The organism is Saccharothrix sp. NPDC042600, from assembly GCF_040647305.1.
Classification (GTDB): Bacteria; Actinomycetota; Actinomycetes; order Mycobacteriales; family Pseudonocardiaceae; genus Actinosynnema; species Actinosynnema mutabilis.
Genome location: NZ_JBEZBW010000036.1, coordinates 42907 through 63485 on the forward strand (window position 1 = coordinate 42907; position 20579 = coordinate 63485).

General features: G+C 72.7%; 16 protein-coding genes. 6 read left to right on the plus strand and 10 right to left on the minus strand.

The window, feature by feature from the left end:
• Positions 1-36: 36 nt before the first annotated feature.
• Positions 37-1524: a sugar ABC transporter ATP-binding protein gene (locus tag AB0A74_RS21915; protein ID WP_358251989.1), complete on the minus strand. Its 1488-nt coding sequence runs from the start codon at positions 1522-1524 to the stop codon at positions 37-39.
• Entirely contained in the window at positions 1521-2639 is a 1119-nt protein-coding gene (locus AB0A74_RS21920; protein WP_358251990.1) for a Gfo/Idh/MocA family oxidoreductase, read from the minus strand. Before AB0A74_RS21920 ends, AB0A74_RS21915 begins: the two co-directional genes overlap by 4 nt.
• A gap of 121 nt (positions 2640-2760) precedes the next feature.
• On the opposite strand from AB0A74_RS21920, the gene AB0A74_RS21925 reads away from it, so the two are divergent.
• Together AB0A74_RS21925 and AB0A74_RS21930 are read left to right on the plus strand one after the other, a co-directional pair.
• Positions 2761-3933, plus strand: a complete 1173-nt coding sequence (locus AB0A74_RS21925; RefSeq protein ID WP_358251991.1) for an ROK family transcriptional regulator — start codon at positions 2761-2763, stop codon at positions 3931-3933.
• 18 nt (positions 3934-3951) lie between these two features.
• Complete coding sequence (locus AB0A74_RS21930; RefSeq protein ID WP_358251993.1) at positions 3952-4965, plus strand: polyprenyl synthetase family protein; 1014 nt, start codon at positions 3952-3954, stop codon at positions 4963-4965.
• Between the two features lie 46 nt (positions 4966-5011).
• Here AB0A74_RS21930 and AB0A74_RS21935 read toward each other — a convergent pair whose 3' ends face one another.
• The 3 genes from AB0A74_RS21935 to AB0A74_RS21945 all read right to left on the minus strand — a co-directional run bounded on the left by AB0A74_RS21935 (position 5012) and on the right by AB0A74_RS21945 (position 10658).
• On the minus strand, positions 5012-8443 hold the full coding sequence (locus AB0A74_RS21935; protein ID WP_358251994.1) for a ThuA domain-containing protein: 3432 nt from the start codon (positions 8441-8443) through the stop codon (positions 5012-5014).
• Positions 8444-8537: 94 nt separating this feature from the next.
• Complete coding sequence (locus AB0A74_RS21940) at positions 8538-9389, minus strand: sugar phosphate isomerase/epimerase family protein (protein ID WP_358251996.1); 852 nt, start codon at positions 9387-9389, stop codon at positions 8538-8540.
• Between the two features lie 99 nt (positions 9390-9488).
• Complete coding sequence (locus AB0A74_RS21945) at positions 9489-10658, minus strand: ROK family transcriptional regulator (RefSeq protein WP_358251997.1); 1170 nt, start codon at positions 10656-10658, stop codon at positions 9489-9491.
• A 213-nt stretch (positions 10659-10871) separates the two neighbouring features.
• Between AB0A74_RS21945 and AB0A74_RS21950 the strand changes: the two genes are divergently transcribed.
• Entirely contained in the window at positions 10872-12740 is a 1869-nt protein-coding gene (locus tag AB0A74_RS21950; RefSeq protein ID WP_358251998.1) for a hypothetical protein, read from the plus strand.
• Here AB0A74_RS21950 and AB0A74_RS21955 read toward each other — a convergent pair.
• From AB0A74_RS21955 to AB0A74_RS21970, 4 genes are all read right to left on the minus strand, one after another.
• The gene (locus AB0A74_RS21955) at positions 12627-13838 is read right to left on the minus strand and encodes an MFS transporter (protein ID WP_358252000.1); all 1212 of its coding nucleotides are present in this window, start codon (positions 13836-13838) and stop codon (positions 12627-12629) included. The genes AB0A74_RS21950 and AB0A74_RS21955 overlap by 114 nt on opposite strands.
• A 61-nt stretch (positions 13839-13899) precedes the next feature.
• Complete coding sequence (locus AB0A74_RS21960; RefSeq protein ID WP_358252001.1) at positions 13900-14343, minus strand: thioredoxin family protein; 444 nt, start codon at positions 14341-14343, stop codon at positions 13900-13902.
• A gap of 75 nt (positions 14344-14418) precedes the next feature.
• Positions 14419-14769 (minus strand): rhodanese-like domain-containing protein, encoded by a 351-nt coding sequence (locus AB0A74_RS21965; protein WP_358252003.1) that lies wholly within the window; start codon positions 14767-14769, stop codon positions 14419-14421.
• Between the two features lie 87 nt (positions 14770-14856).
• Entirely contained in the window at positions 14857-15792 is a 936-nt protein-coding gene (locus AB0A74_RS21970) for a LysR family transcriptional regulator (RefSeq protein ID WP_358252005.1), read from the minus strand.
• 231 nt (positions 15793-16023) lie between these two features.
• Between AB0A74_RS21970 and AB0A74_RS21975 the strand changes: the two genes are divergently transcribed.
• The 3 genes from AB0A74_RS21975 to AB0A74_RS21985 are packed head-to-tail and all read left to right on the plus strand — an operon-like array spanning position 16024 to position 18948.
• On the plus strand, positions 16024-16695 hold the full coding sequence (locus AB0A74_RS21975) for a tRNA-dependent cyclodipeptide synthase (protein ID WP_358252006.1): 672 nt from the start codon (positions 16024-16026) through the stop codon (positions 16693-16695).
• A 3-nt stretch (positions 16696-16698) separates the two neighbouring features.
• Positions 16699-17997 (plus strand): cytosine permease, encoded by a 1299-nt coding sequence (locus AB0A74_RS21980; protein WP_358252008.1) that lies wholly within the window; start codon positions 16699-16701, stop codon positions 17995-17997.
• A 15-nt stretch (positions 17998-18012) separates the two neighbouring features.
• Positions 18013-18948 (plus strand): LysR family transcriptional regulator, encoded by a 936-nt coding sequence (locus tag AB0A74_RS21985; RefSeq protein WP_358252010.1) that lies wholly within the window; start codon positions 18013-18015, stop codon positions 18946-18948.
• 218 nt (positions 18949-19166) lie between these two features.
• On the opposite strand, the gene AB0A74_RS21990 is transcribed toward AB0A74_RS21985, so the two are convergent.
• Complete coding sequence (locus AB0A74_RS21990) at positions 19167-20561, minus strand: M1 family metallopeptidase (RefSeq protein WP_358252011.1); 1395 nt, start codon at positions 20559-20561, stop codon at positions 19167-19169.
• Positions 20562-20579: the final 18 nt, after the last annotated feature.

Genomic DNA, 20579 nt, shown 5'->3' on the forward strand with positions numbered 1-20579 from the left:
CTCGGCGCGCGACCGGGGCTTTCTGTTCCACGACGCTCACGCCACTTCTCCGATCCCGTGACCGGTGGCCAGCCCCATGACCGCTTCCTCCGACGCCCCCGCGGGCAGCTCGCCGGCCACCGCGCCCTCGTGCATGACGAGGATGCGGTCGCTCATGCCGATCAGCTCGGGCAGTTCCGAGGAGATCATCAGGATCGCCATGCCGTCCGCGGCCAGGTCGCGCAGGAGCCGGTACACCGCCTGCTTCGCGCCGACGTCGATGCCGCGGGTCGGCTCGTCCACCACCAGGACGCGCGGGCGGACCGCGAGCCACTTGCCCAGCACGACCTTCTGCTGGTTGCCGCCGGACAGGTAGCGCACCTCCTGGTGCTGGCCGCGCGACACGACGTTGACCGACTTGAGCAGGTCGGCCAGGTCGGTGTGCCGGCGCGCGGCCGACCCGCGCAGGGCCGCCCGGCGGACCAGCAAAGCGTTGTCCCGCACCGATTGCCGCAACGCGAGCCCCTCGCCCTTGCGGTCCTCGGTGACGTACCCGATGCCCTTGCGGACGGCCGTGCGCGGGTTGCCGATCCGCACCGGCTCGCCGTCCAGCTCCAGCGTCCCGGTGGTGAACGGCTGCACGCCCCAGATCGCGCGGGCGATGGCCGACCGGCCCGAGCCCTGCAACCCGGCCAGGCCGACGATCTCCCCGGCCCGGACCTCCAGGCCGACGTCCCGCACCCGCCCGTTGCCGGCGTTCTTCAGCGCCAGCCGCACCTCACCGGCCCCCGCGCCGCGGTCCGGGTACAGGGCGTCGAGCGAACGGCCCACCATGTGGCGGACGAGCTGGTCGGAGGAGATCTCCGCGGTCTCGACGCACGTCACGAACGCGCCGTCCTTGAGCACGGTGATGCGTTGGCTGAGGTCGAACACCTCGCGCATCCGGTGGGACACGTAGAGGATCGCCATGCCACGCTCGCGCAGCCGCTTGACCAGGTCGTAGAGCAGCTCGACCTCGTGGTCGGCCAGCGCGGCGGTCGGCTCGTCCATCGCGAGCACCTTGGCGTCGGTGGACAGCGCCTTCACGATCTCCACGACCTGCCGCTGCGCCACCGAGAGGCGGACCACCTCGGCGTCGGCCGCGATGCCGTCCTCGCCCAGCCACTCCAGCAGCCGGCGGGTCTCGGCCTCCATCGCGCGCCGGTCCACCTGGCCGCGCTTGAGCGGCTCACGGCCCAGGAAGACGTTCTCGGCGACCGTGCGGTGCGGCAGGAGGTTGAGCTCCTGGTGGATGATCGCGATCCCGGCCGACTGGGCGTCGCGCGGCGCGGCGAACGCGACCTCCTCGCCGTTGAGCAGGATCCGGCCCGTGTCCGGCTTGTGCACGCCCGCCAGCACCTTCAGCAGCGTGGACTTGCCCGCGCCGTTCTCGCCCATCAGCGCGTGCACCTCGCCCGCGCGCAGTTCGAGGTCCACGCCGCGCAGCACCCGCACGCCGAGGAAGCTCTTGGTGATGCCTTCCAGCCGGACCGGGATGTCGTTCACGCCGGCACCTCCGTCCACGCCCCGCCCGCCGCCGCGGACCGCAGCACGGCGTCGGTGATGCGCACCGCGCGCAGGCCGTCGGCGAAGGTCGGCAGGCCGTCGGCGGGGTCCTCGCCGAGCACGGCCCGGTAGGTGTCGGCCACGAACGCGTCGAAGCAGTCCTGGTAGCCCTGCGCGTGCCCGGCGGGCAGGCGGGCGTAGCGGGCCGCGCCCGGCGAGAGGGTGCCCGGGTCGCGCAGCAGCACGGTGCTGCCCGCGCGCCGGCCGACCCACAGCCGCTCCGGGTCCTCCTGGTCGAAGCCGAAGCTGGCCTCGGTGCCGGAGACCTCCAGGTGCAGCCGGTTCTTGCGGCCGGCGGCGACCTGCGAGACGACCAGGATGCCGACCACGCCCCGCGCGGTCGTGAACTGGACGGTGGCGATGTCCTCGGTCGCCGCGCCGCTGCGCTCGTGCACCACGACGGTCTGCGCGGACAGCCTGGCGATGCGGTCGCCGGTGGCGAACTCCACCAGGTCGCACCAGTGCGAGCCGATGTCGGCGAAGGCCCGCGACGGGCCGCCCAGCGCCGGGTCCACCCGCCAGTCGTGGTCGGTCTCGCCGGCCAGCCAGTCCTGCAGGTAGCTGCCGCTGACCGCGGAGACGATCCCGGCCTCGCCGCCCGCGAGCCGGGCCCGCATCTCCCGGACCATCGGGTGGAAGCGGTAGACGAACGGGACGGTGGCGATCCGGCCGGCCGAGGCGGTCACCAGGGCGGTGGCGTCGGCGACCGAGGTGGCCAGCGGCTTCTCGCAGATCACGTGGACACCGGCGGCGAGCGCGGTCTCGGCGATGCCGGCGTGGGCGCTGTTGGGGGCGCACACGTGCAGCACGTCGACCTGCGCGTCGGACAGCAGCGCCTCCAGGTCGGGATAGCCCCGGTCGGCGCCCACGGCCGCGGCGGCGGCGTCCGCGCCGACCGGGCTGCTCGCCGTCACGGCGACCACCCGGCCGCCCGCGCGGCGCGCCGACTCGGCGTGCACCCGGCCCATGAAGCCGGCACCGACCACGGCCGTCCGCAGCGTGCGGGCACCGACGTGGCCGTCACCGGCCGCCAGTGTTCCGTGGGTCACAGTCATGCGGCGAACCCTAAAACCACTATTGGCGAGTGTCAACCAAAAGTCTGGCGTGCTCCGCAAAAGTTACGTCGCTTAGGGCAACTTGTTCGAACACTTCCGTTGATGTGGTTCACTTACCGGGGTGTACGACCACCTCACGCCGTCGGCGGCGGGTTCCCCGGGTCACCTGCTCGGCCTCCTGCTCGACGGAACCCCCCGCACCCGCGCCGAGCTGACCGCCGAGACCGGGCTGGCCCGCTCGACCGTCCGCGCCCGCCTGGACGCGCTGCTGGACCTCGGCCTGGTCAGCGACCGGCCGGGCGGGGTGTCCACCGGCGGCCGGCCCGCCGGGCGGTTCGCGTTCAACGCCCGCTCCCGCGCCGTGCTGGCCGCCGAACTGGGCGCGACCCACGCGACCGTCGCCGTCACCGACCTCAACGGGGTGGTGCTCGCGCGGCGGCCGTTGCGCATCGCGGTCGCGGACGGTCCCGACGCCGTCATGGACTGCCTGGTGGAGACGTGGCGGGAGCTGCTCGTGGACGTGCCGCCCGTGCCGCTGGCCGGGGTGGGGATCGGGCTGCCCGGCCCGGTCGAGCACTCGTCCGGGCGGCCGAACCACCCGCCGATCATGCCCGGCTGGGACGGGTTCGACGTGCCCGCGCGGGTGTTCGCGGAGTTCGGCGTGCCCGTGCTGGTGGACAACGAGGTCAACCTGATGGCGCTGGGCGAGCACGCCCGGTCCTTCCCCGACGCCGACCACATGATCGTGGTGAAGGTCGCCACCGGCATCGGGTCCGGGTTCATCAGCAACGGCGTGCTGCACCGGGGCGCGGTCGGCGCGGCGGGCGACCTGGGCCACGTGCTCGCGCCGCACGGCGGCGACACCCCCTGCCACTGCGGCAACACCGGCTGCCTGGAGGCCGTCGCCGGCGGACCGGCCATCGCGGCGTCGTTGCGCGCCAAGGGGATCGAGGCGCACGGCAACGCCGACGTGGTGGCGCTGGTGCGGTCGGGGAACCTGGAGGCCAGCCACGCCGTGCGGCAGGCCGGGCGCGACATCGGCGACGTCCTGGCGGGCTGCGTGAGCATGTTCAACCCGTCGCTGATCGTCATCGGCGGGGCCCTCGCGGCGGCCGGGGAGATGCTGCTGGCCGGCGTCCGCGAGTCGATCTACCGCCGCTCGCTGCCGCTGGCCACCGGGAACCTGCGCATCGTGCCGTCCCAGGCGGGCGAGGACGCGGGCGTGCTCGGCGCGGCGGTGATGGTGGTGCAGCACGCCCTGTCCCCGGTCGTGGTGGACCGACAACTCGCCTGAACGCTCCGGGAGGTCACCGTGGCCACACCCGTCACCGGGTCGCGCACCGCGCCCGCCGTGCTCGCGTGGAGCCGCGACCTGGTGCGCCCGCCCCTCCTGCACGCCGTGCAGGGACTTCCGGCGACCGTCCGCCACATCGCGGGCTACCACCTGGGCTGGTGGGACCACCACGGCCGCCCCGCCCGGACGTCGTCGGGCAAGTCCGTCCGCCCGGCCCTGGCGCTGCTGGCGGCCGAGTCCCGGGGCGCTCCGGCGGAATCCGCCCTCCCGGCCGCCGTGGCGGTGGAACTGGCCCACAACTTCTCGCTGCTGCACGACGACGTCCTGGACCAGGACACCACCCGCCGCCACCGCCCGACGGCGTGGGCGGTCTTCGGCACCGGCGCGGCCATCCTGACCGGCGACGCCCTGCTGGCCCTGGCCACCGACGTGCTGGCCACCTCCGCGTCCCCGGCCACCGCGCACGACCTGTCGACGGCCGTGCTGTCCCTGGTGGAGGGTGAGCAGTCGGACCTGTCCTTCGAGACCCGCGACGACGTGACGCTGGCCGAATGCGTCTCCATGGTCGAGCACAAGACCGCTCCCCTGCTGGCGGCGGCCTGCGCCCTGGGCGCGACCTTCGCCGGAGCGCCACCGGACGTCACCGCCCACCTCCACGCCTTCGGCCACGCGCTCGGCGTGGCCTACCAGCACGTGGACGACCTGCTGGGCATCTGGGGCGACCCGAAGACCACCGGCAAACCCGCGCACGCGGACCTGGTGCGCCGCAAGAAGTCCCTGCCGGTGGTCGCCGCCCTCACCTCCGGCACGGCCGCCGGCGACGAACTGGCGGCCCTGTACGGCACCGTCGATGCGGACCCCGGGCGCTTGGCGGCCTTGGTCGAGCGAGCCGGCGGCCGGGCGTGGAGCGAATCGGAAGCGGACCGCCTGCTCACCGAAGCACTCGACCACCTCACCGCCACCGACCCCACGCCCCGAGCCGCCGCCGAACTCACCGCCCTGGCCCACCTCATCGTCCGCCGCAACGCCTGAAGGCCCCGGCGCTCGACGTTGAGCACCGGGGCCGCTTCTCAGGGCGTTACGTCAGCGCCCACTTCTGGTTCGTCCCGCCGTGGCACGTCCAGATGATCAACTGCGTGCCGTCGGCTGAGCCGCCGCCGTAGGCGTCCAGGCACTTGGCGCCGTTGCGCAGCGACCCGTCGGACTGGACGGACCAGTTCTGCGCCGACGTCCCGTTGCACGCCCACAGCTGCACCAGCGCGCCGTCGGCCTGGCTCGCGCCGTTCACGTCCAGGCACTTGCCCAACGCCTGGAGCGTCGAACCCACCTGCGTCCACTTCTGCGCCGACGACCCGTTGCACGTCCAGAGCTGCACCTTCGTGCCGTCCGCCGTCGCGCCGTTGTTGACGTCCACGCACTTGTTGCTCTGCGCGCCGACGATCTGCTTCGCCGTCGAACCACCACCGCTGCCCACACCGGGCCCGATGTAGCTGATCGAGTCGAGGTCGAAGTTGTTGTTCGACGGCGTCTTGAACACCACGAACAGCTCGACCGTCCCCGCGGGCCGGGTCACGTTCACCGCGGGCAGGCTGACGTAGTTGTCCCACCCGCCGGTGGAGGTCACCGGGGCCGACGCGATCAGGGCGCCGGTGGGCGAACCCGCCCGCAGCTCGATCGAGCCGCCGCCCGAGGGTGACGACACCTTGAACGACACCTGGTTGATCCCGGTGAAGTTGACCGGCTTGAACGAGATCCAGTCGTTGTTGGACACGTCGCCGATCCGCGCGCCCGACTCGGCCCCGGACTGCGACACCACCCGCACGCCGGACGAGCCGGTGAAGAACTCCGCCTGCTTCTTCTTGGGCTGCAACACCACGCTCGCGCCGCCCTTCAACGACGGCAACCCGGTCGCCCCGTTGTCGGCGTACTCCGACGAGATGATGATGTGCGCGTTGCCGTTCTGGTGCTCGGTGTCCGCCACCGCCGCCACGCTGCCCGAACAGCCGTTGATCGGGCTGCCCAACGGGTGCTTGTGCGAGTCGTGGCCGATGTTGCCCTGGGTGACCACGCGGGAGCAGTCGATCGAGCCGTCCTCGGGGTCGGTCACGCTCACCGTGTAGGGGATGTTCTGGCCCCAGTCGAACATGCCGCCCTCGGCCGGCCCGGTGAACCGGACGGTCGGCGCGGTGTTGCCCGCGGTCACCGTCAGGTTCGCCGTGCCGGTCTTGCCGGTCGGGTCGGTCACCGTCAACTGGACGTTGAACGTGCCGCGCGAGTTGTAGGTGTGCGAGGGGTTCGCGGTGGTGGACGTGCCGCCGTCGCCGAACGTCCACCGGTAGGACAGCGCCCCGCCCTCCGGGTCGCGCGAGCCCGCGCTGGAGAACGCCACCGTCAACGGCGTCCCGCCCGACGACGGGGTGGCCGACGCCTGCGCGATCGGGCTGCGCTCACCGGCGTTGTAGTCGATCCGGAACAACCCCGCCCCGGGCAGGTGGACGTTGTCGTCCCAACCCTGTCCCCACGTCAGCAGGTACATCGAGCCGTCCGGTCCGAACTTCATGTCCATGGGTGAGCTGAAGGACATGTTCGACAGGAAGTTGTTGATCTTCAGCAGGTTCCCGTTCGAGTCCGGCCGGAACTCCCAGATCCGGTTGCGCGCCCACTCGCCCACGAATGGCACCTGGTCGTAGTACGCCGGGAACTTCGTCTGCGACGGGTTGTTGGCGTTGTACTGGTAGATCGGGAACGCCATCGGCGCCTCGCCGCCGTTGCCCAGCTCCGGGAACTTGAAGCCCTCGGCGGCGCTGTTGCCGTACCAGACGTCGGCGGCGCGCGCGGCCGGTAGCGTGGTCAGGCCGGTGTTGTTGGGCGAGGTGTTGGTGGGTGCCGCGCAGTTGAACTTCGCGCCCGAGGTGCCGGTGGCGAAGTCGTAGTCGTTGAACGGGGTGTTGTTGCCGATGCAGTACGGCCAGCCGTAGTTGCCCGGCGACTTCACGATGTTCCACTCCACCAGGCCACCCGGCCCGCGGTTGGCGTTGTCCGCGCCCGCGTCGGGGCCGTAGTCGGCCACGTAGATCGCGCCCGTGGTCGGGTGGACGCTGAAGCGGAACGGGTTGCGGAAGCCCATCGCGTAGATCTCCGGCCGGGTCTTGGCCGTGCCGGGGGCGAACATGTTGCCCGACGGGATCGTGTACGTGCCGTCGGACTCGGGGTGGATGCGCAGGATCTTGCCGCGCAGGTCGTTGGTGTTGGCCGCGGTGCCCTGCGCGTCCCACCACTTGCGACCCGAGCGCTCGTCGATCGGCGAGTAGCCGTCGGAGGCGAACGGGTTGGTGTCGTCGCCGACGCCGACGTAGAGGTTGCCGCCCGGACCGAACGCCAGGTACCCGCCGGTGTGGCCGGGCTCGTTCTCCCGCCACATCGGGTAGGTCAGCAGGACCTTCTCACTGGCGAGGTCCAGGGTGTCGCCGGTCATGGTGAACCGCGAGATCCGGCCGATCTGCTCGGTCGTCGCGCCCGGCGAGTACGCCAGGTAGACCCACCTGTTCGTGGCGAAGTTCGGGTCCAGCGCGATGCCGGTCAGACCGTCCTCGGAGTTCTGGCCCGCGCCGTAGACGTTCAGGGTCGCGGCGGTGACGGTGGTTCGGGTGTCCGGCTTGAAGACCTTGAGCTTGCCGCCGTACTCGGTGAAGAACGCCCGGCCGTCCGGGGCCACGTCCACCGCGCCGGGCGCGATCGTGGTCTCGTCCAGCGCGACCTTCTCGAAGCTGCTCCACACCGTCGGGCCGCAGTCGGCCGCGACCTTCCCGCCGGCGGTCTCCACACCGCCCGCGACGTGCGAGACGAACAGCGGCTCGGTGTAGCTGCCGGACTGGTGGCCCATGCCGGTCGCCCAGAGCTTGCCGCCCTCGAAGTTGCGGCACCACGAGATCGGGTGGTCGTGGCCCATCGCCGAGCCGCCCGCGTTGTAGGTGGTCTCGTCCGCGGTCACCAGGACGTGCACGTCACCGCGCGCGGAGCGGTCGAAGTTGTACCACTCCTCGGTGCGCACCCACCGGTCCGGCAGGCCCGTGCCCGAGGGGTGCTTCTTGTCCGCGACCTTGGCCGTGCCCTGCACGATCGCCGAGTGCGCGGTCATGGTCATGCCGAGGAACTGGTCCCACCACGGGAACTGCGCCTCGATGTTCATGTCCGTGGCGTTGTGGATGGCCACCACACCACCGCCGTTGCGCACGTACGTCTGCATCGCGGCGCGCTGCGCGTCGGTGTCCCACACCATGCCCGAGGTCTGGAGCATCACGATCACGTCGTAGGTGGCGAGGGTGGCGTCGTTGAAGACCGCCGAGTCCTCGCTCTTGGTCATCTCCCACTGCCGCTCGGCCGCGAGCTTCTCGAACATCGCGATGCCGGCCGGGATCGAGTCGTGGCGGTACGCGCCGGCGGCAGTCTTGCTGAACAGCAGGACGTGCAGGCCCTCCGGGTGCGCGGACGCGGCCGGCGCGGATGTCACCCCGGTCACTAGAAGTACTGATGCAACTACTGTGAGTAGTCGCCTGAGGGTGTGGTGCATTGCCACTCCTTCGGGGCGGTTGTCGGGCGGGCGGTTACTCGGTGAAGGCGGCGGTGGCGCCGCGCAGGAAGGCCAGACCGTCGGCGGCGAGGGCGTCCGGCGACGAGGCCAGCGGCCTCCAGATGGAGGCCGCGGTGGCGATGGAGGCGTTGTCCGGCGTGAACGACTCGATGCACAGCGGGCCGCGGTAGCCGGTCTCGGCCAGGGCGTGGAGGATGCCGGGCCAGTCGAGGTGGTCGCGGCCGGGCGTACCGCGGTCGTTCGCGCAGACCTGGACGTGGGCGGTGCGCGCGCCCGCGGCGAGGATCGCGGTGACCGGGGAGGTCTCCTCGATGTTGAGGTGGTAGACGTCCAGCGCCAGGCCGCAGCCCTCTTCGGGCAGGCCGGCCAGCGCTTCCAGGGTCTGGTCGACGGTGTTGAGCAGGCTGGTCTCGTAGCGGTTCAGCGGCTCGACGGCGATCCTGACGCCCCGGCCGGCCGCGTACTCGACCACCGGGGCCAGGTTCTCGCGTAGCCGCGCGTAGACCTCGGCGCGGTCGTCGATGCGCCACGTCCGGCCGACTGAGCTGTACGCGGGGCCGGCCGCGACCGGGCTGCCGACGGTCGCGGCGACGTCCACCACGTGCCGGAGGTAGTCCTGGGTCTCCGGGACGGTGTCGGCGTCCACCAGCTCGCGGCCGGGCGGCATCACCAGGCAGACGGACGCCTTGAGGCCCAGGTCCGCCAGCAGGTCGGCCGCGCGGTGCGGGTCCCAGTCACCCGGCTGCTCCACGGGCAGCTCGATGACGTCGAAGCCCTGCTCCCGCACCCACGGGGCGAGCTTCGCCAGGTCCTCGTCGGTCAGCGGGGAGGTCCATACCCACGTGTTGACGCCGATGTCCCACATGTGGGTGAACGTAAGCCAGGTCATATGACCTGGTCAATACAAAAGGAACGCTCCCAGTACCTACTTATGTCTACTTCTCGCCAAAAGCCAGCTCGCCGGTCAGCTCGCGAGTTGCATGTCGAGCACTTCGGGCGACAGCGCGTGCTTGGCCACCATCGCCGCCGCGCCGAGCACGCCGGCCTCCGGGCCCGCCTTGGACGCCACGATCCGCAGGTTCTCCGTGGCCAGCGGGAGCGAGCGGCGGTAGACCGACTCGCGCACGCCGGCCAGCAGCATCTCCCCCGCCTGCGCGACCAGCCCGCCCACCACGACCAACGACGGGTTGAACATGCTCACGCACGCCGCCAGCACCTCGCCGATGTCGCGGCCCGCCTGGCGCACCACCTGCCCGGCCTCCAGGCTGCCCGACCGCACCAGCCGCACCACGTCGGCCGTCGTCGTCGCGTCCACGCCCCGCTCGCGCAGCTTCGCCGCCATCGCCGGACCGCTGGCCACGGCCTCCAGGCACCCGGTGTTGCCGCACCGGCACAGCACGTCCCCGCCGTGCGGGGCCTGGATGTGCCCGAGGTCGCCCGCCGCGCCGACCGCGCCCCGGTGCAGCACCCCGTTGCTGATCAGACCCGACCCGATGCCGGTGGCGACCTTGACCACGATCATGTGCTCGGCCTCGGGGAACGCGGTGGTGTGCTCGCCCAACGCCATCAGGTTGACCTCGTTGTCCACCAGCACCGGCACGCCCAGTTCGGCGGTGACCAGGCCCGGCACGTCGAAGCCGTCCCAGCCGGGCATTATCGGCGGGTTGTTGGGCCGCCCCGTGGAGTGCTCGACCGGGCCGGGCAGGCCGATGCCCACGCCCGCCACCGGCGCGCCGCCCGCGGGCAGCAGCTCGCGCCAGGCCTTGACCAGCAGCGGGAGGATGACCGTCGGGCCGTCGGCGATGTCCAGCTCGATCTGCTCGACCGCGATCAGCCGGCACCCCAGGTCGGCGACGGCGACCGTGGCGTGGGTCGCGCCGACGTCGGCGGCCAGCACCAGCCGCGCGCCCGCGTGGAAGGCGAACCGGCTCGCGGGCCTGCCGCCGGTGGACACGTCGTCGCCGATGTCGCTGACCAGGCCCGCCGCCATGAGCAGGTCCAGACGGGCGCGGACGGTCGAGCGGGCCAGGCCGGTCTCGGCCACGATGTCCGCGCGCGTGCGCGGCCGGCCGTCCATCAGCAGGCGCAGCAGGGCTGCGGGCGAGGCGGCGTCGACGGTCGGGGCGCTCTCCATCGCTCCATTGTTCCAGACCACTGCCGTTTGCGGCTGGCACACGTCATTAGTCCGGCGAGTTGACGAACGGCGACCGGTGACTTCGGCCCATCGGCGGGCAATACACCCGCGACGAACTGTGTGGACTGTTGACGGCCCGTCCGTCCCGGCCGGCGGGTGATCGCGCCGATAACCTCCGACACGCCGCAGGAGCACGGGACGCGAGGAGCCGAGGTGCCGTACGCAGTGTGGATCGAGCTGTCCGATCCCGATCCACCGGGGCCCGACGACGTCGCCCACGCCCGGCGGCCCGACCTCGTGCTGGAGCTGATCGAGGCGGGCGGTTCGGGGGACGGTCCGGCGCTCGACGGCGAGGACGAGCCGGGGGCCGTCGCCGACGAGCCGGTGGCCCTGCTCGACGTGCGGGTGCTGACCTACCCGGAGGGCGCACGGGTCGGGCTGGCCGTGGACGCCGTGGACCTGCCGGCGGCGCTGGCCGTGGGCCTGGGCGTGGCCCGGTACCTGTCCGGCACGCCGGCGCTGTTCGGGTGGCGGCTGGAGTCCATCAGCGGCGCGAAGCTCGACGCGCCGCTGGAGCCGGACGTGTGGCTGCCGTCGGTGGACGACGACCGGCCCCGGTTCCCGATCGCCGAGCACCTGCCCCGCGAGCTGCAGGAGCCCGCCGCCCAGTACCTGCTCGCCGCGGCGGCGGCCGACGTCAACGACCCGGTGGGGCGCGGGCCGTGGCGGGTGGACGCGGCGGACCTGGTCGCCGGGTCGGTCGAGCACCCGTGGGGCCGGGAGCTGGTGGCCGCGCTGGGCGGCCTGCTGGTCGCGGCGTGCCGCGCGGAGGCGGTGCGGCACCCGCTGGTGGGTCGCGGCGGCGGGGACACGGCGCTGGCGCAGGCGCTGCTGGACGCCGTGCGCGCCGACCACGACGCGCCGGTCACCGACGTCGACCAGGACGGCATGCGCGGCCACCTGCTGCTGGAGGACTTCGCCGCCGCCCACGACCTCCAGTGGCACCGCGTGGACCCGGACCTGGCCCCCGACCTCGCCGAGGAGCGGCGGCGGGCCCAGTTGCGCGCCCTGCTGTGGGCGGGCATCCGGTGCCTGGCGACGTTGGGCCGCGACGGGCTGGCCGCCGCCGAGACGCCGTGGGTGTGGCTGGCGGACCTGGACAGCGACGACGTGGCCGCCGTGGTGGACCACTTCGCCGACCGCGACACCGAGCAGACCGCCGAGGCCGCCGAGGAGGCCGAGGCGCTGCTGTACGGGGCGACCCAGGCGCACCTGCTGATGCGCCTGGCGCTGCTGCACCCGGAGCTGCTGGCCGCCGACCGCATCACCGCCGTGCGCAACGACCTGCGGATCTCCACCGAGCCGCTGCAACACCTCGGGTTCCACGCCCTCACGTCGTTCGGGTCGGCGGCCCTGGAGCGGGCGACGCCGCCCCCGCACGCCGCCGGGGTCGCCCGGACCGTGCTGACGGCGTTGCGGGCCGTCGACGCCGAGGAGGACGACGCGCTCGACGAGCTGTACGCGGCCATCGAGGACGTGCTGCCGACCCGCCACATCGCCGACCGCGAGCGGCAGGCGCACACCGACGCGTTCCTCGACGTGGTCACCGCGACGGCGGCGGCCGGCGAGGACGCGGCCCGGGTGGCGCGCGAGCTGTTGGCGTTCCCGGCGGAACTGGCGTGCATCGTGGCCGACCTGCCCGACGGCGGCCGGGCCGAGCACACGTTGCGGCTGCGCGTGCTCGCCGCGGCGGCCAGCCTGGACCCGGCGGTGGCCGGCGAGGTGGCGGCCGACCTGCCCGGGCTGCGCGGCAAGGACCCCCGCGACGAGCCGGCCCTGCACGCCGAGGCGAGCACGTGGTGGGGGCGCGCGGTGCGGGCGTTCGGCGACCGGCCGGACGTGGTGGCGCGGGCCGCCGCCGGCTGCCCGGAGCCGGGGGCCGGCCTGTTGCGGCGGATCACGACCGCCTCACTCGACGACCTGCCCACCCCGACGGCGGTCGTCGCGGTCGTGCAGGCCGTCTCCGCGCTCGGCATCGCCGCGCAGGCCCCCTACCTGCCGCACGAGATCATCACCGGGTGAGCGCGGCAGGCGCGGCGCGGCGAGCAGCGGCAGGACCATGAGGGCGGCGGCGGTCGCGGTGAGGGCGGCCGGGGCGGTGTCCAGCACCAGGCCGCCGAGCAGCGCGCCGCCCGCCACGGCCGCGTTCCAGGCCGCGATGGTCAGCGACTGCGCCGAGTCCGCGCTCCGCCCGGCCACCACCGCGGTGACCGCCTGGAACGCCGTCGGCGCGCCCCCGAACGCCAAGCCCCACAACGCCATCGAGCCCCACAGCCAGTCCACCGGCAGCAGCACCGCCACCACGATCGCCGCCGGGCACACCACCAGCACACCCCTCGGGCACCGGTCCAGCGCGCGGCCGACGACGAGGATGCCCACGACGGCCGCGAGCCCGAACACCAGCAGCGCCGCGCTCAGCGACGACTCCCTCCCCGACCGCGCCAGCACCGGCCCGAGGTAGGTGTAGAGGGTGTTGTGCGCCAACGAGAACGCCGACACCGTCACCACCACGCGGACCATCCCGGGCACCCGCAGCGCGGCCGGGACGCTGACCCGCACCGGTTCGGCGGCCACCGGCGGCACCACCGCCGAGACCCACGCGAACAACGGCACGGCCACCAGGCCCATCAGCACGAACGTCCACCGCCACCCCACCAGCTCCCCCAGCGCGGCGCCCGCCGGCACGCCGACGGCGAACCCCAGCGGTGTCCCCGCCATGGCCACCGCCAACGCCCGACCGGACCGCCCCGGCGGCGCGAGGCGCATCGCGTACACCGCCACCAGCGACCACATCACGCCGGTGATCGCACCGGACGCGACCCGCGCGCCCAGCACGACCGCGAACCACGGCGACGCGGCGATCACGAGGTTGGTCACCGCGAACCCGGCCACGAGCGCGAGCAGCACCCGCTTGCGCGGCAGGCGGGAGGTCCACGCGGTCAACGGGATCGCGGTCAGCGCGGTGGTGAGGGCGTACCCGGTGACCAGGTGCCCGGTGGTCGAGGGCGGCACGCCGAAGTCGGCGGACATGCCCAGCAGCAGCCCGGCCGGCAGCACCTCGGTCAGGCAGCCGAGGAACACGATGACCGACAACGCGAGCAACGCCCGGAGCGGGAGCACGGACGGCTCCTTTCGACGGGGGACGGCCGGCGTCCCGCGCGGGGGACGCCGGCCGAGCGGGTCAGCCCTTGGCGAGCTGGGCGTTGATCCAGGACCGCAGGGCGGCCTCGCCGCGGTACCCGACGTGCCGGGAACCGGTCAGCTCCGCGCCGTTGCGCACCGGGACGAGCGTGGGCAGGTACTGGATGCGGTACTTGGACGCCAGGTCGCGGCTGGTGTCCACGTCGACCTCGCCGAGCAGGAAGCGCCCGTTGTACTCGGCGGCCAACCGCTCGATGACCGGCTTCATCTGCCGGCACGGGCCGCACCAGGTGGCGCCGAAGTCCAGCACGACCAGCTTGGTCTTCGAGATCTCCATGACCTGGGCGTGGTTGGCCGAGGTCACCTTGACGACGTTCTCGTTGGCGGTGGTGGTGGGCGCGGCGCCGGCCGGGGCCACCGCCATGATGGTGGCGGCGGCGACCGCGACGGCGGTGACGCCGAGGCGCAGCAGTCTGGCGAACATGGGCGTTCTCCTCCATTGGCAGGGAAAGGCGGCGGAACGTTCGGGCCGGCCCCCGGGGGACCGGCGCGGACCGGGTCAGTCCGAAGTGGACGTCGGCAGGCCGGCGGCCACCCAGTCCTCGATGCCCTCGCGGTACTTGCGCACGTTCGGGTAGCCCAGCTCGGTGAGCCGGGCGCCCACGAACTCGCTGTTGCGGCAGGGGGTGTTGGCGCAGTACACGACGATGTCGGCGGACTTGTCGGGCAGGACGTCGGGCGCGTGCCGGTCGGTGGACGCCGCCGCCTGCTCGTACGGGTAGCCGGGGATGTTCACCGCGCCCGGCAGGTGTTCCTTCTCGTAGTACGCCACGGGCATCGTGTCCACCACGACCAGCGTGCCCGCGTCGATGCCCTTCCTGAGTTCCTCACGGGTGATCAGCGGCAGCATGGCGGTGTCCCTCTTTCGGATCGGGATTCCCGCGGCGGTGCCACCGAGTGTGGCCACGCCGGGGATACCGCGCCCACTGCCGGCCTGCTATGCCGTCCGGTTATCCGCGAGCCAGTGCCGGTAGACCTCGTGGTCGGCGGCCAGCCGCCGGTACGCGCCCAGCGCCGCCGCGTGCACGTCGGCGAACTGCGCGGCGAACGGGTGGTCGGTGCGCCACAACAGGATGTGCTGCACGGTCATCGGCGTCCCGGTCAACGGCCGCACGACCATGCCGGGAGTGTCCGGGGTGGTCGGCTGCACCAGGCACACCCCGTGCCCGCCGGCCACCAGGCGGAACCGCAGGGTGTCCACGTCGTGCGCGATGCGCGGGGTGAACCCGTGCGCCAGGCACATCTCGCGGAACACGATCCGGCAGCCGTCGCCGCAACTGGACACGATCCACCGCTCCTCGGCCAGGTCGGCGAGGTCCACCGAGGACGCGTCGGCCAGCCGGTGCCACGACGGCAGCGCGACGAACGCGGGCTCGGTCACCACCCGCGCGGCGCGCACCTCGCCGGGCACCGCCAGCGTCCGGGGGCCGCAGATCAGCACCAGGGCCAGGTCCACGCACCGGTTCACCACCTGCTGCACCAGCCGGCTGTGCGACATGTCCGCGCGGGTGGTCAGCTCGCGGCCGGGCATGAGGTCGAGCAGGCAGTTGAACACCTCGGGGGCCAACGCGCTGTCGTTCCAGCCGACGCGCACGCCGCCGTCGGCGCTTGGGTGGCGGCGGAAGTCGCGGTCCAGCTCGTCGAACGCGGGGATGATCGCCTCGGCGCGGGACAGCACGAGTTCGCCGATGCGCGTGGGCCGGACGCCGCGGGGGTCGCGGTCGAACAGGCGGTCGCCGACGAGTTGTTCGATGCGGCGCAACTGGTGGCTGAGCGCGGGTTGCGGCAGGCGCAGCTCGCCCGCCGCGCGGTTGAGGCTGCCCGCCCGCGCGATGGCGAGCAGCACGCGGAGGTGTCGGACTTGGAGCTCCATGTCACTCATTACGCTCGCTCGACCGCGCGCTGTCACCTTTCTACGCCGATCACTGGCGACTATGTCGGCCGAACGGCGTCGGGGCGCGAGCCGTTCGGTTCAGCGCTTCCCGTTCTATAAGGCCGTGGCATGACCTTTCGGCAGTACCACCACCCCCAGGTGGTCCGCATAGTGGTCGAATCGCCCGATTCCCGGGACCTCCCTGCGAAACACCCACCGGAGCCGACGGTGATGACCACTCCCCTGACCGAGCACTGCGCCGGACCGCTCGCGAGCGCCCGGCACGTGTGCCTCGGTGTCAGCCCGTTCAACAGCTACTTCTCCGTCGAGCGCATCGTCGAGCTGGCCCGCTGGGCGATGGCCTCGTTCGAGCACTACCACTTCTTCATCCCCGACCGCGCCGCCGCCTTCACGTTGGAGGCGTTGGGCTACGACCCGGCCCGTGCGCGCAGCAAAGCGCGCCGGCAGGGCCAGTACGTGGTCAACAAGGTGTGCCGCGCCCTGGTGGACCTCGGGGTCTACTACCCGGAGCGGCACGTGCTCGACGGCGCCGCGCTCGCCGAGAACCCCTGCTACCAACGCCTGCTGATGAACGCGCACGACCTGTTCGAGCAGGACGAGACCTTCGCCGGGCACTGCCTGGACGCCACCCGCTGGGTCCTGGACCGCAAGCTGCCCGACGGCGAGGTGCCGTCGGAGGCCCAGCTGCGCAGCGCCGTGCGGTACTTCCTGGCGGAACTGCCGCTGTTCGTCGACACGCCGGCGATCGTCGGGGTGCCCGGCTCGGTGTTCGCCTACCACCAGCGGGTCAAGTTCCTGGAACTGCTCTACGCCCGCGAACTGCCCTGGCAGCCGCACCCCGGCCAGGGGTTCGTGCTGCTGCGACCCGACGAGGAGTGCTGAGCCGTGCACGACGACCACTCGCTGCGCCGCCTGCCCGACACCGCCCGCTGCTCGTGGGTCTCCGTTGCCGTGCAACGGTTCGGCCAGGTGTCGTCGTTCCACCAGTTCCTGCTCGGGGCGGTCCTCGGGTTCGGGATGACGTTCTGGGACGCCGTCCTGGCGATCACGCTGGGTTCGGTGATGCTGGAAGTCGTCACCGTGCTCATGGGCGTCGCCGGGATGCGTGAGGGCGTCTCGACGTCCGTGCTGGCCCGGTGGGCCGGGTTCGGCGGGCGCGGGTCCGCGCTGGTCGGCCTGCTGGTCACGGTGAGCCTCGCCGGGTGGTTCGGCGTGCAGAACGACGTGTTCGCGCACGGCCTGCACGCGTTGATGGGCGGCCCGCCGGTGTGGGTGTGGGCGGTGCTCGGCGGGATCGCGGTCACGCTGATCGTGGTCGCGGGCTTCCACACCATGGCGTGGACCGCCTACCTGACCGTGCCCGCGTTCCTGCTGCTGGCGGGGTACGCGATCAGCAAGGAGCTGACCCGGCACGACCTGGGCGACCTGGTGTCGATGGCCCCGCCCGGCCCGGCGCTGTCGGTCGCGCAGGGCACCACGCTGGTCGCGGGCGCGTTCATCATGGGCGCGGTGATGACGCCGGACATGACCCGGTTCAACCGCCGGGTGTCCGACGTGGTCAAGCAGACGCTGATCAGCGTCACCCTCGGCGAGTACCTGATCGGCCTGACCGGTGTGCTGCTGGCGCACGCCGCGCGCAGCGCCGACATCGTCGCGGTGATCACCTCGACGTCCGGTGTGCTCGGCACGCTGATCCTGGTCACGGCGATCATGAAGATCAACGACTGGAACCTGTACTCGGCGTCGCTGGGCCTGGTCAACACGGTGCACGTGTTGGCGGGCCGCACGCTGTCCCGGGCGAAGGCGACCCTGGCGCTCGGCGCGCTGGGCACGTTCCTGTCCGCGATCGGCATCCTGGACCACTTCACCACGTTCCTGACCTGGATCGGGGTGATCACGCCGCCGGTCGCGGGCATCGTCATCGCCGAGTACTTCGTGGTCCGCACGTGGCGGCGCGCGCTGGACGAGTCCCGCGCGGTCGGCGAACTGCCCGCCGACCCGCCGAACTGGGTGCCCGCGTCGCTGCTGTGCTGGGCGGCCGGCGCGGCGGTGGGCGCGTTCGTGCCGATCGGGATCCCGACGATCAACTCCGTGCTGACGGCGTTCGCGCTGTACGCTGCGATCGGCAGGACAATCGGGATCCTGCGACCGCCGCCCAGGTCCCGGGTCGACACCCACCGCTGAGACGGGCGTGACGGCATGGAACTCGACGTCCACCACCTCCGCCTCGTGCGGGCCATCGGGGACACCGGCAGCCTGTCCGAAGCGGCGGTGGTGCTCGGCGTGAGCCAACCCGCGGTGAGCGGGAAGCTCAAGCGCCTGGAGAACGCGCTCGGCCAACGGCTGTTCGACCGGGGCCGGGCGACCACGGTGACCCCGACCCCGACCGGCGAGCTGCTGCTGAGCCGGATCACCGCGGTCCTCCCGCTGATGGAGGGCCTGGTGCACGACATCGAGTCGCGCACCAGACCGGCCGCGGCCCGCCCGCGCGTGGGCGGCGCGTGCTCCCCGATCCTGGGCCACCTGCCCGGGATCGCCGCGGACCACCTGCCGTGCGGCGCGGACGCCACCCTCCTGGACAGCGAGTGCCGCGACCTGGTCGTGGACCTGGTGGCCCAGCGCCGGTTGGAGATCGGCCTGGTCAAGGACTACCCGGGCTTCGAGACCACCACGCCGGCCTGCGTGGACACGGCGGTGGTGGCGCACGACCCGACGATGGTGGTCCTGCCCGAGCACCACCCGTTGGCGCGGTTGGACGTGGTGCGCCTGGAACAGCTGGCCGACGCGGAGTGGGTGCTGCCCGCCCCGGACTCGACCCGCTTCCACGAGTACTTCCACGGAACGTGCCGGGCGGCCGGGTTCCGGCCGCGGGTCCGGCACGTGGCGGAGAGCTACTCGACGACGATCGCGGCCGTGCGCAACGGCGCGGTGGGGCTGTCCCAGGCGGCGTGCGAGGGGCACCAGCAGGTGGCGGTGCGACTTCTGGCCGACGACGTCCTGAGCCGGCGCTTCGTGCTGATGTGGCACCGGGAAGGCGTCGTGGCACCCCACGCGCAGGCCGTGCTGGACGCCGCCACCAAGGCCTACCACGCGGAGTGCCACGCCTCCCCGGTCTACTCGCGCTACCTCATCTAGGGCTGTCCTCGAACGGTCGAAGGCCGGCGGGCGTCCGCCGGCCCAGCCCTTTGCGCTCGCGGCCGGCCTTGGTCGCGCGTGCCCGCCGCACCACCCGACCGCCCCTTGTGGGCGATGGCCGGGCTTGTGCGGCGGGCGGCGGGGGCGTGCTGACGGGCACACGATGCGGCTCGGTGAATTCGTGCCTGCCCGGTCTGCATTCCCAAGGGCTCCAGCGGTCAGTCCAGGAAGCCGGTCGGGGCTGTCGTCCCGTCCACCCAGGCCGTGAAGAACGGCTTCAGGTCCATGTCGGCCACCGCCGCCACGTACAGCTCCCAGTCGTACCAGCCCTGGTTCCAGTTGTCGTTGATCTCCGGGAACTCACGCAGGACCGCGAAGAACTTCTCGTCACCGATGTGCTTGCGCAGCGCGTGCACCATCAGCACGCCCTTGTCCGACACCGAGAACTCCCGGCCCCGGCCGGGGTCGGACAGCTTGCGCGCCCAGAACGCCGGGTCCGCCGCCCGCACCGCCGCCTGGTAGCGCGGCTCGACCGCGATCCCGCGCCGCTCCTCGTCCCACAGCCACGCCAGGTACCGGGCGAACGACTCGGGCAGCGGCTGGTCCTTCCACATCTTGATGGCCAGCTTGTTGCCCCACCACTGCGCCGCCGCGGCCTGGACCAGCGCCGACTCACCCGCGCCCGCGCCGAACACCGGACGGCCCTGGGCGGGGTGGGCGTAACCGAGCCGGTCGGGCACGTACAGGCCGCCGGTCGACGAGTACGGGAACGGGCCCAGCTTGCCGGTCAGGAACCCCAGCACCTCGGGCAGCTTCGCGGCCAACGGCCCGGCGTTGGTGCCCGGGGCGAACGCGTCGAGCACCGGCGTGTCACCGGCGGTGGACTCCCGCACGGTGTACCGGTCGATGCCGATCATCGTGGCGGACGGGGCGATCGGCTGGTTCTCCACCCACGTCGTGGCGCTGCCCGGTTCGCGCACGCCGTTCGACACCACCGTCCACCCCCTCGGGACGGTCGCGGTGACGCGGAAGGTCGCCTTGTCGGCGGTGGTGTCGTTGACCGGGAACCACGTCGTCGCCGAGTGCGGCGCGCCGGCCGCGAACGCGCCGCCGGTGTGGGAGGTGCGCCAGCCGGTCCAGCCGCGCGGGGTGTACTCGGCCTGCGGCCGTCCACAGTAGACGATCGTGACGGTGAAGGTCGCGCCTTGCTCCAGGACGGTCCTCGGGGTCACGACCAGCTCGTGCTCCTTGGCCCGGGTGAAGGTCGCGGGCACGCCGTCCACGTGCACGCCGCTCACCGTCAGGCCGCGCAGGTCGAGGTTGAACCGGCTCAGCCGCTGGGTGGTGACCGCGGTGACGACGGTCTTCGCGGACAGGAACCGGGCGGCGGGGTCGTAGGACAGGGCGACGTCGTAGTGCGAGACGTCGTAGCCGCCGTTGCCGTCGGTCGGGTAGTACGGGTCCACGCCCAGCACGGTGCCGTTCGGCGCGACGTGGACGTAGCCGTCGCCGCCGATCGTGTCGTCCTGGGCGGTGGCGGGGGTCGGGCACACGGTCAGGCCGCACAACAGCAGGGTGACCGACGAACCGAGTCGTCGGATGCGCACAGCCATGGGAAACCTCTCCGGTGG

What these genes read in the sequence shown, in the direction of transcription:
- AB0A74_RS21920 (WP_358251990.1), bottom strand. Translation starts at nt 2,639, where the DNA reads ATGACTGTGACCCACGGAACACTGGCGGCCGGTGACGGCCACGTCGGT.
- AB0A74_RS21960 (WP_358252001.1), bottom strand. Translation starts at nt 14,343, where the DNA reads ATGTTCGCCAGACTGCTGCGCCTCGGCGTCACCGCCGTCGCGGTCGCC.
- AB0A74_RS21970 (WP_358252005.1), bottom strand. Translation starts at nt 15,792, where the DNA reads ATGGAGCTCCAAGTCCGACACCTCCGCGTGCTGCTCGCCATCGCGCGG.
- AB0A74_RS21945 (WP_358251997.1), bottom strand. Translation starts at nt 10,658, where the DNA reads ATGGAGAGCGCCCCGACCGTCGACGCCGCCTCGCCCGCAGCCCTGCTG.
- AB0A74_RS21990 (WP_358252011.1), bottom strand. Translation starts at nt 20,561, where the DNA reads ATGGCTGTGCGCATCCGACGACTCGGTTCGTCGGTCACCCTGCTGTTG.
- AB0A74_RS21965 (WP_358252003.1), bottom strand. Translation starts at nt 14,769, where the DNA reads ATGCTGCCGCTGATCACCCGTGAGGAACTCAGGAAGGGCATCGACGCG.
- AB0A74_RS21940 (WP_358251996.1), bottom strand. Translation starts at nt 9,389, where the DNA reads ATGTGGGACATCGGCGTCAACACGTGGGTATGGACCTCCCCGCTGACC.
- AB0A74_RS21975 (WP_358252006.1), top strand. Translation starts at nt 16,024, where the DNA reads ATGACCACTCCCCTGACCGAGCACTGCGCCGGACCGCTCGCGAGCGCC.
- AB0A74_RS21985 (WP_358252010.1), top strand. Translation starts at nt 18,013, where the DNA reads ATGGAACTCGACGTCCACCACCTCCGCCTCGTGCGGGCCATCGGGGAC.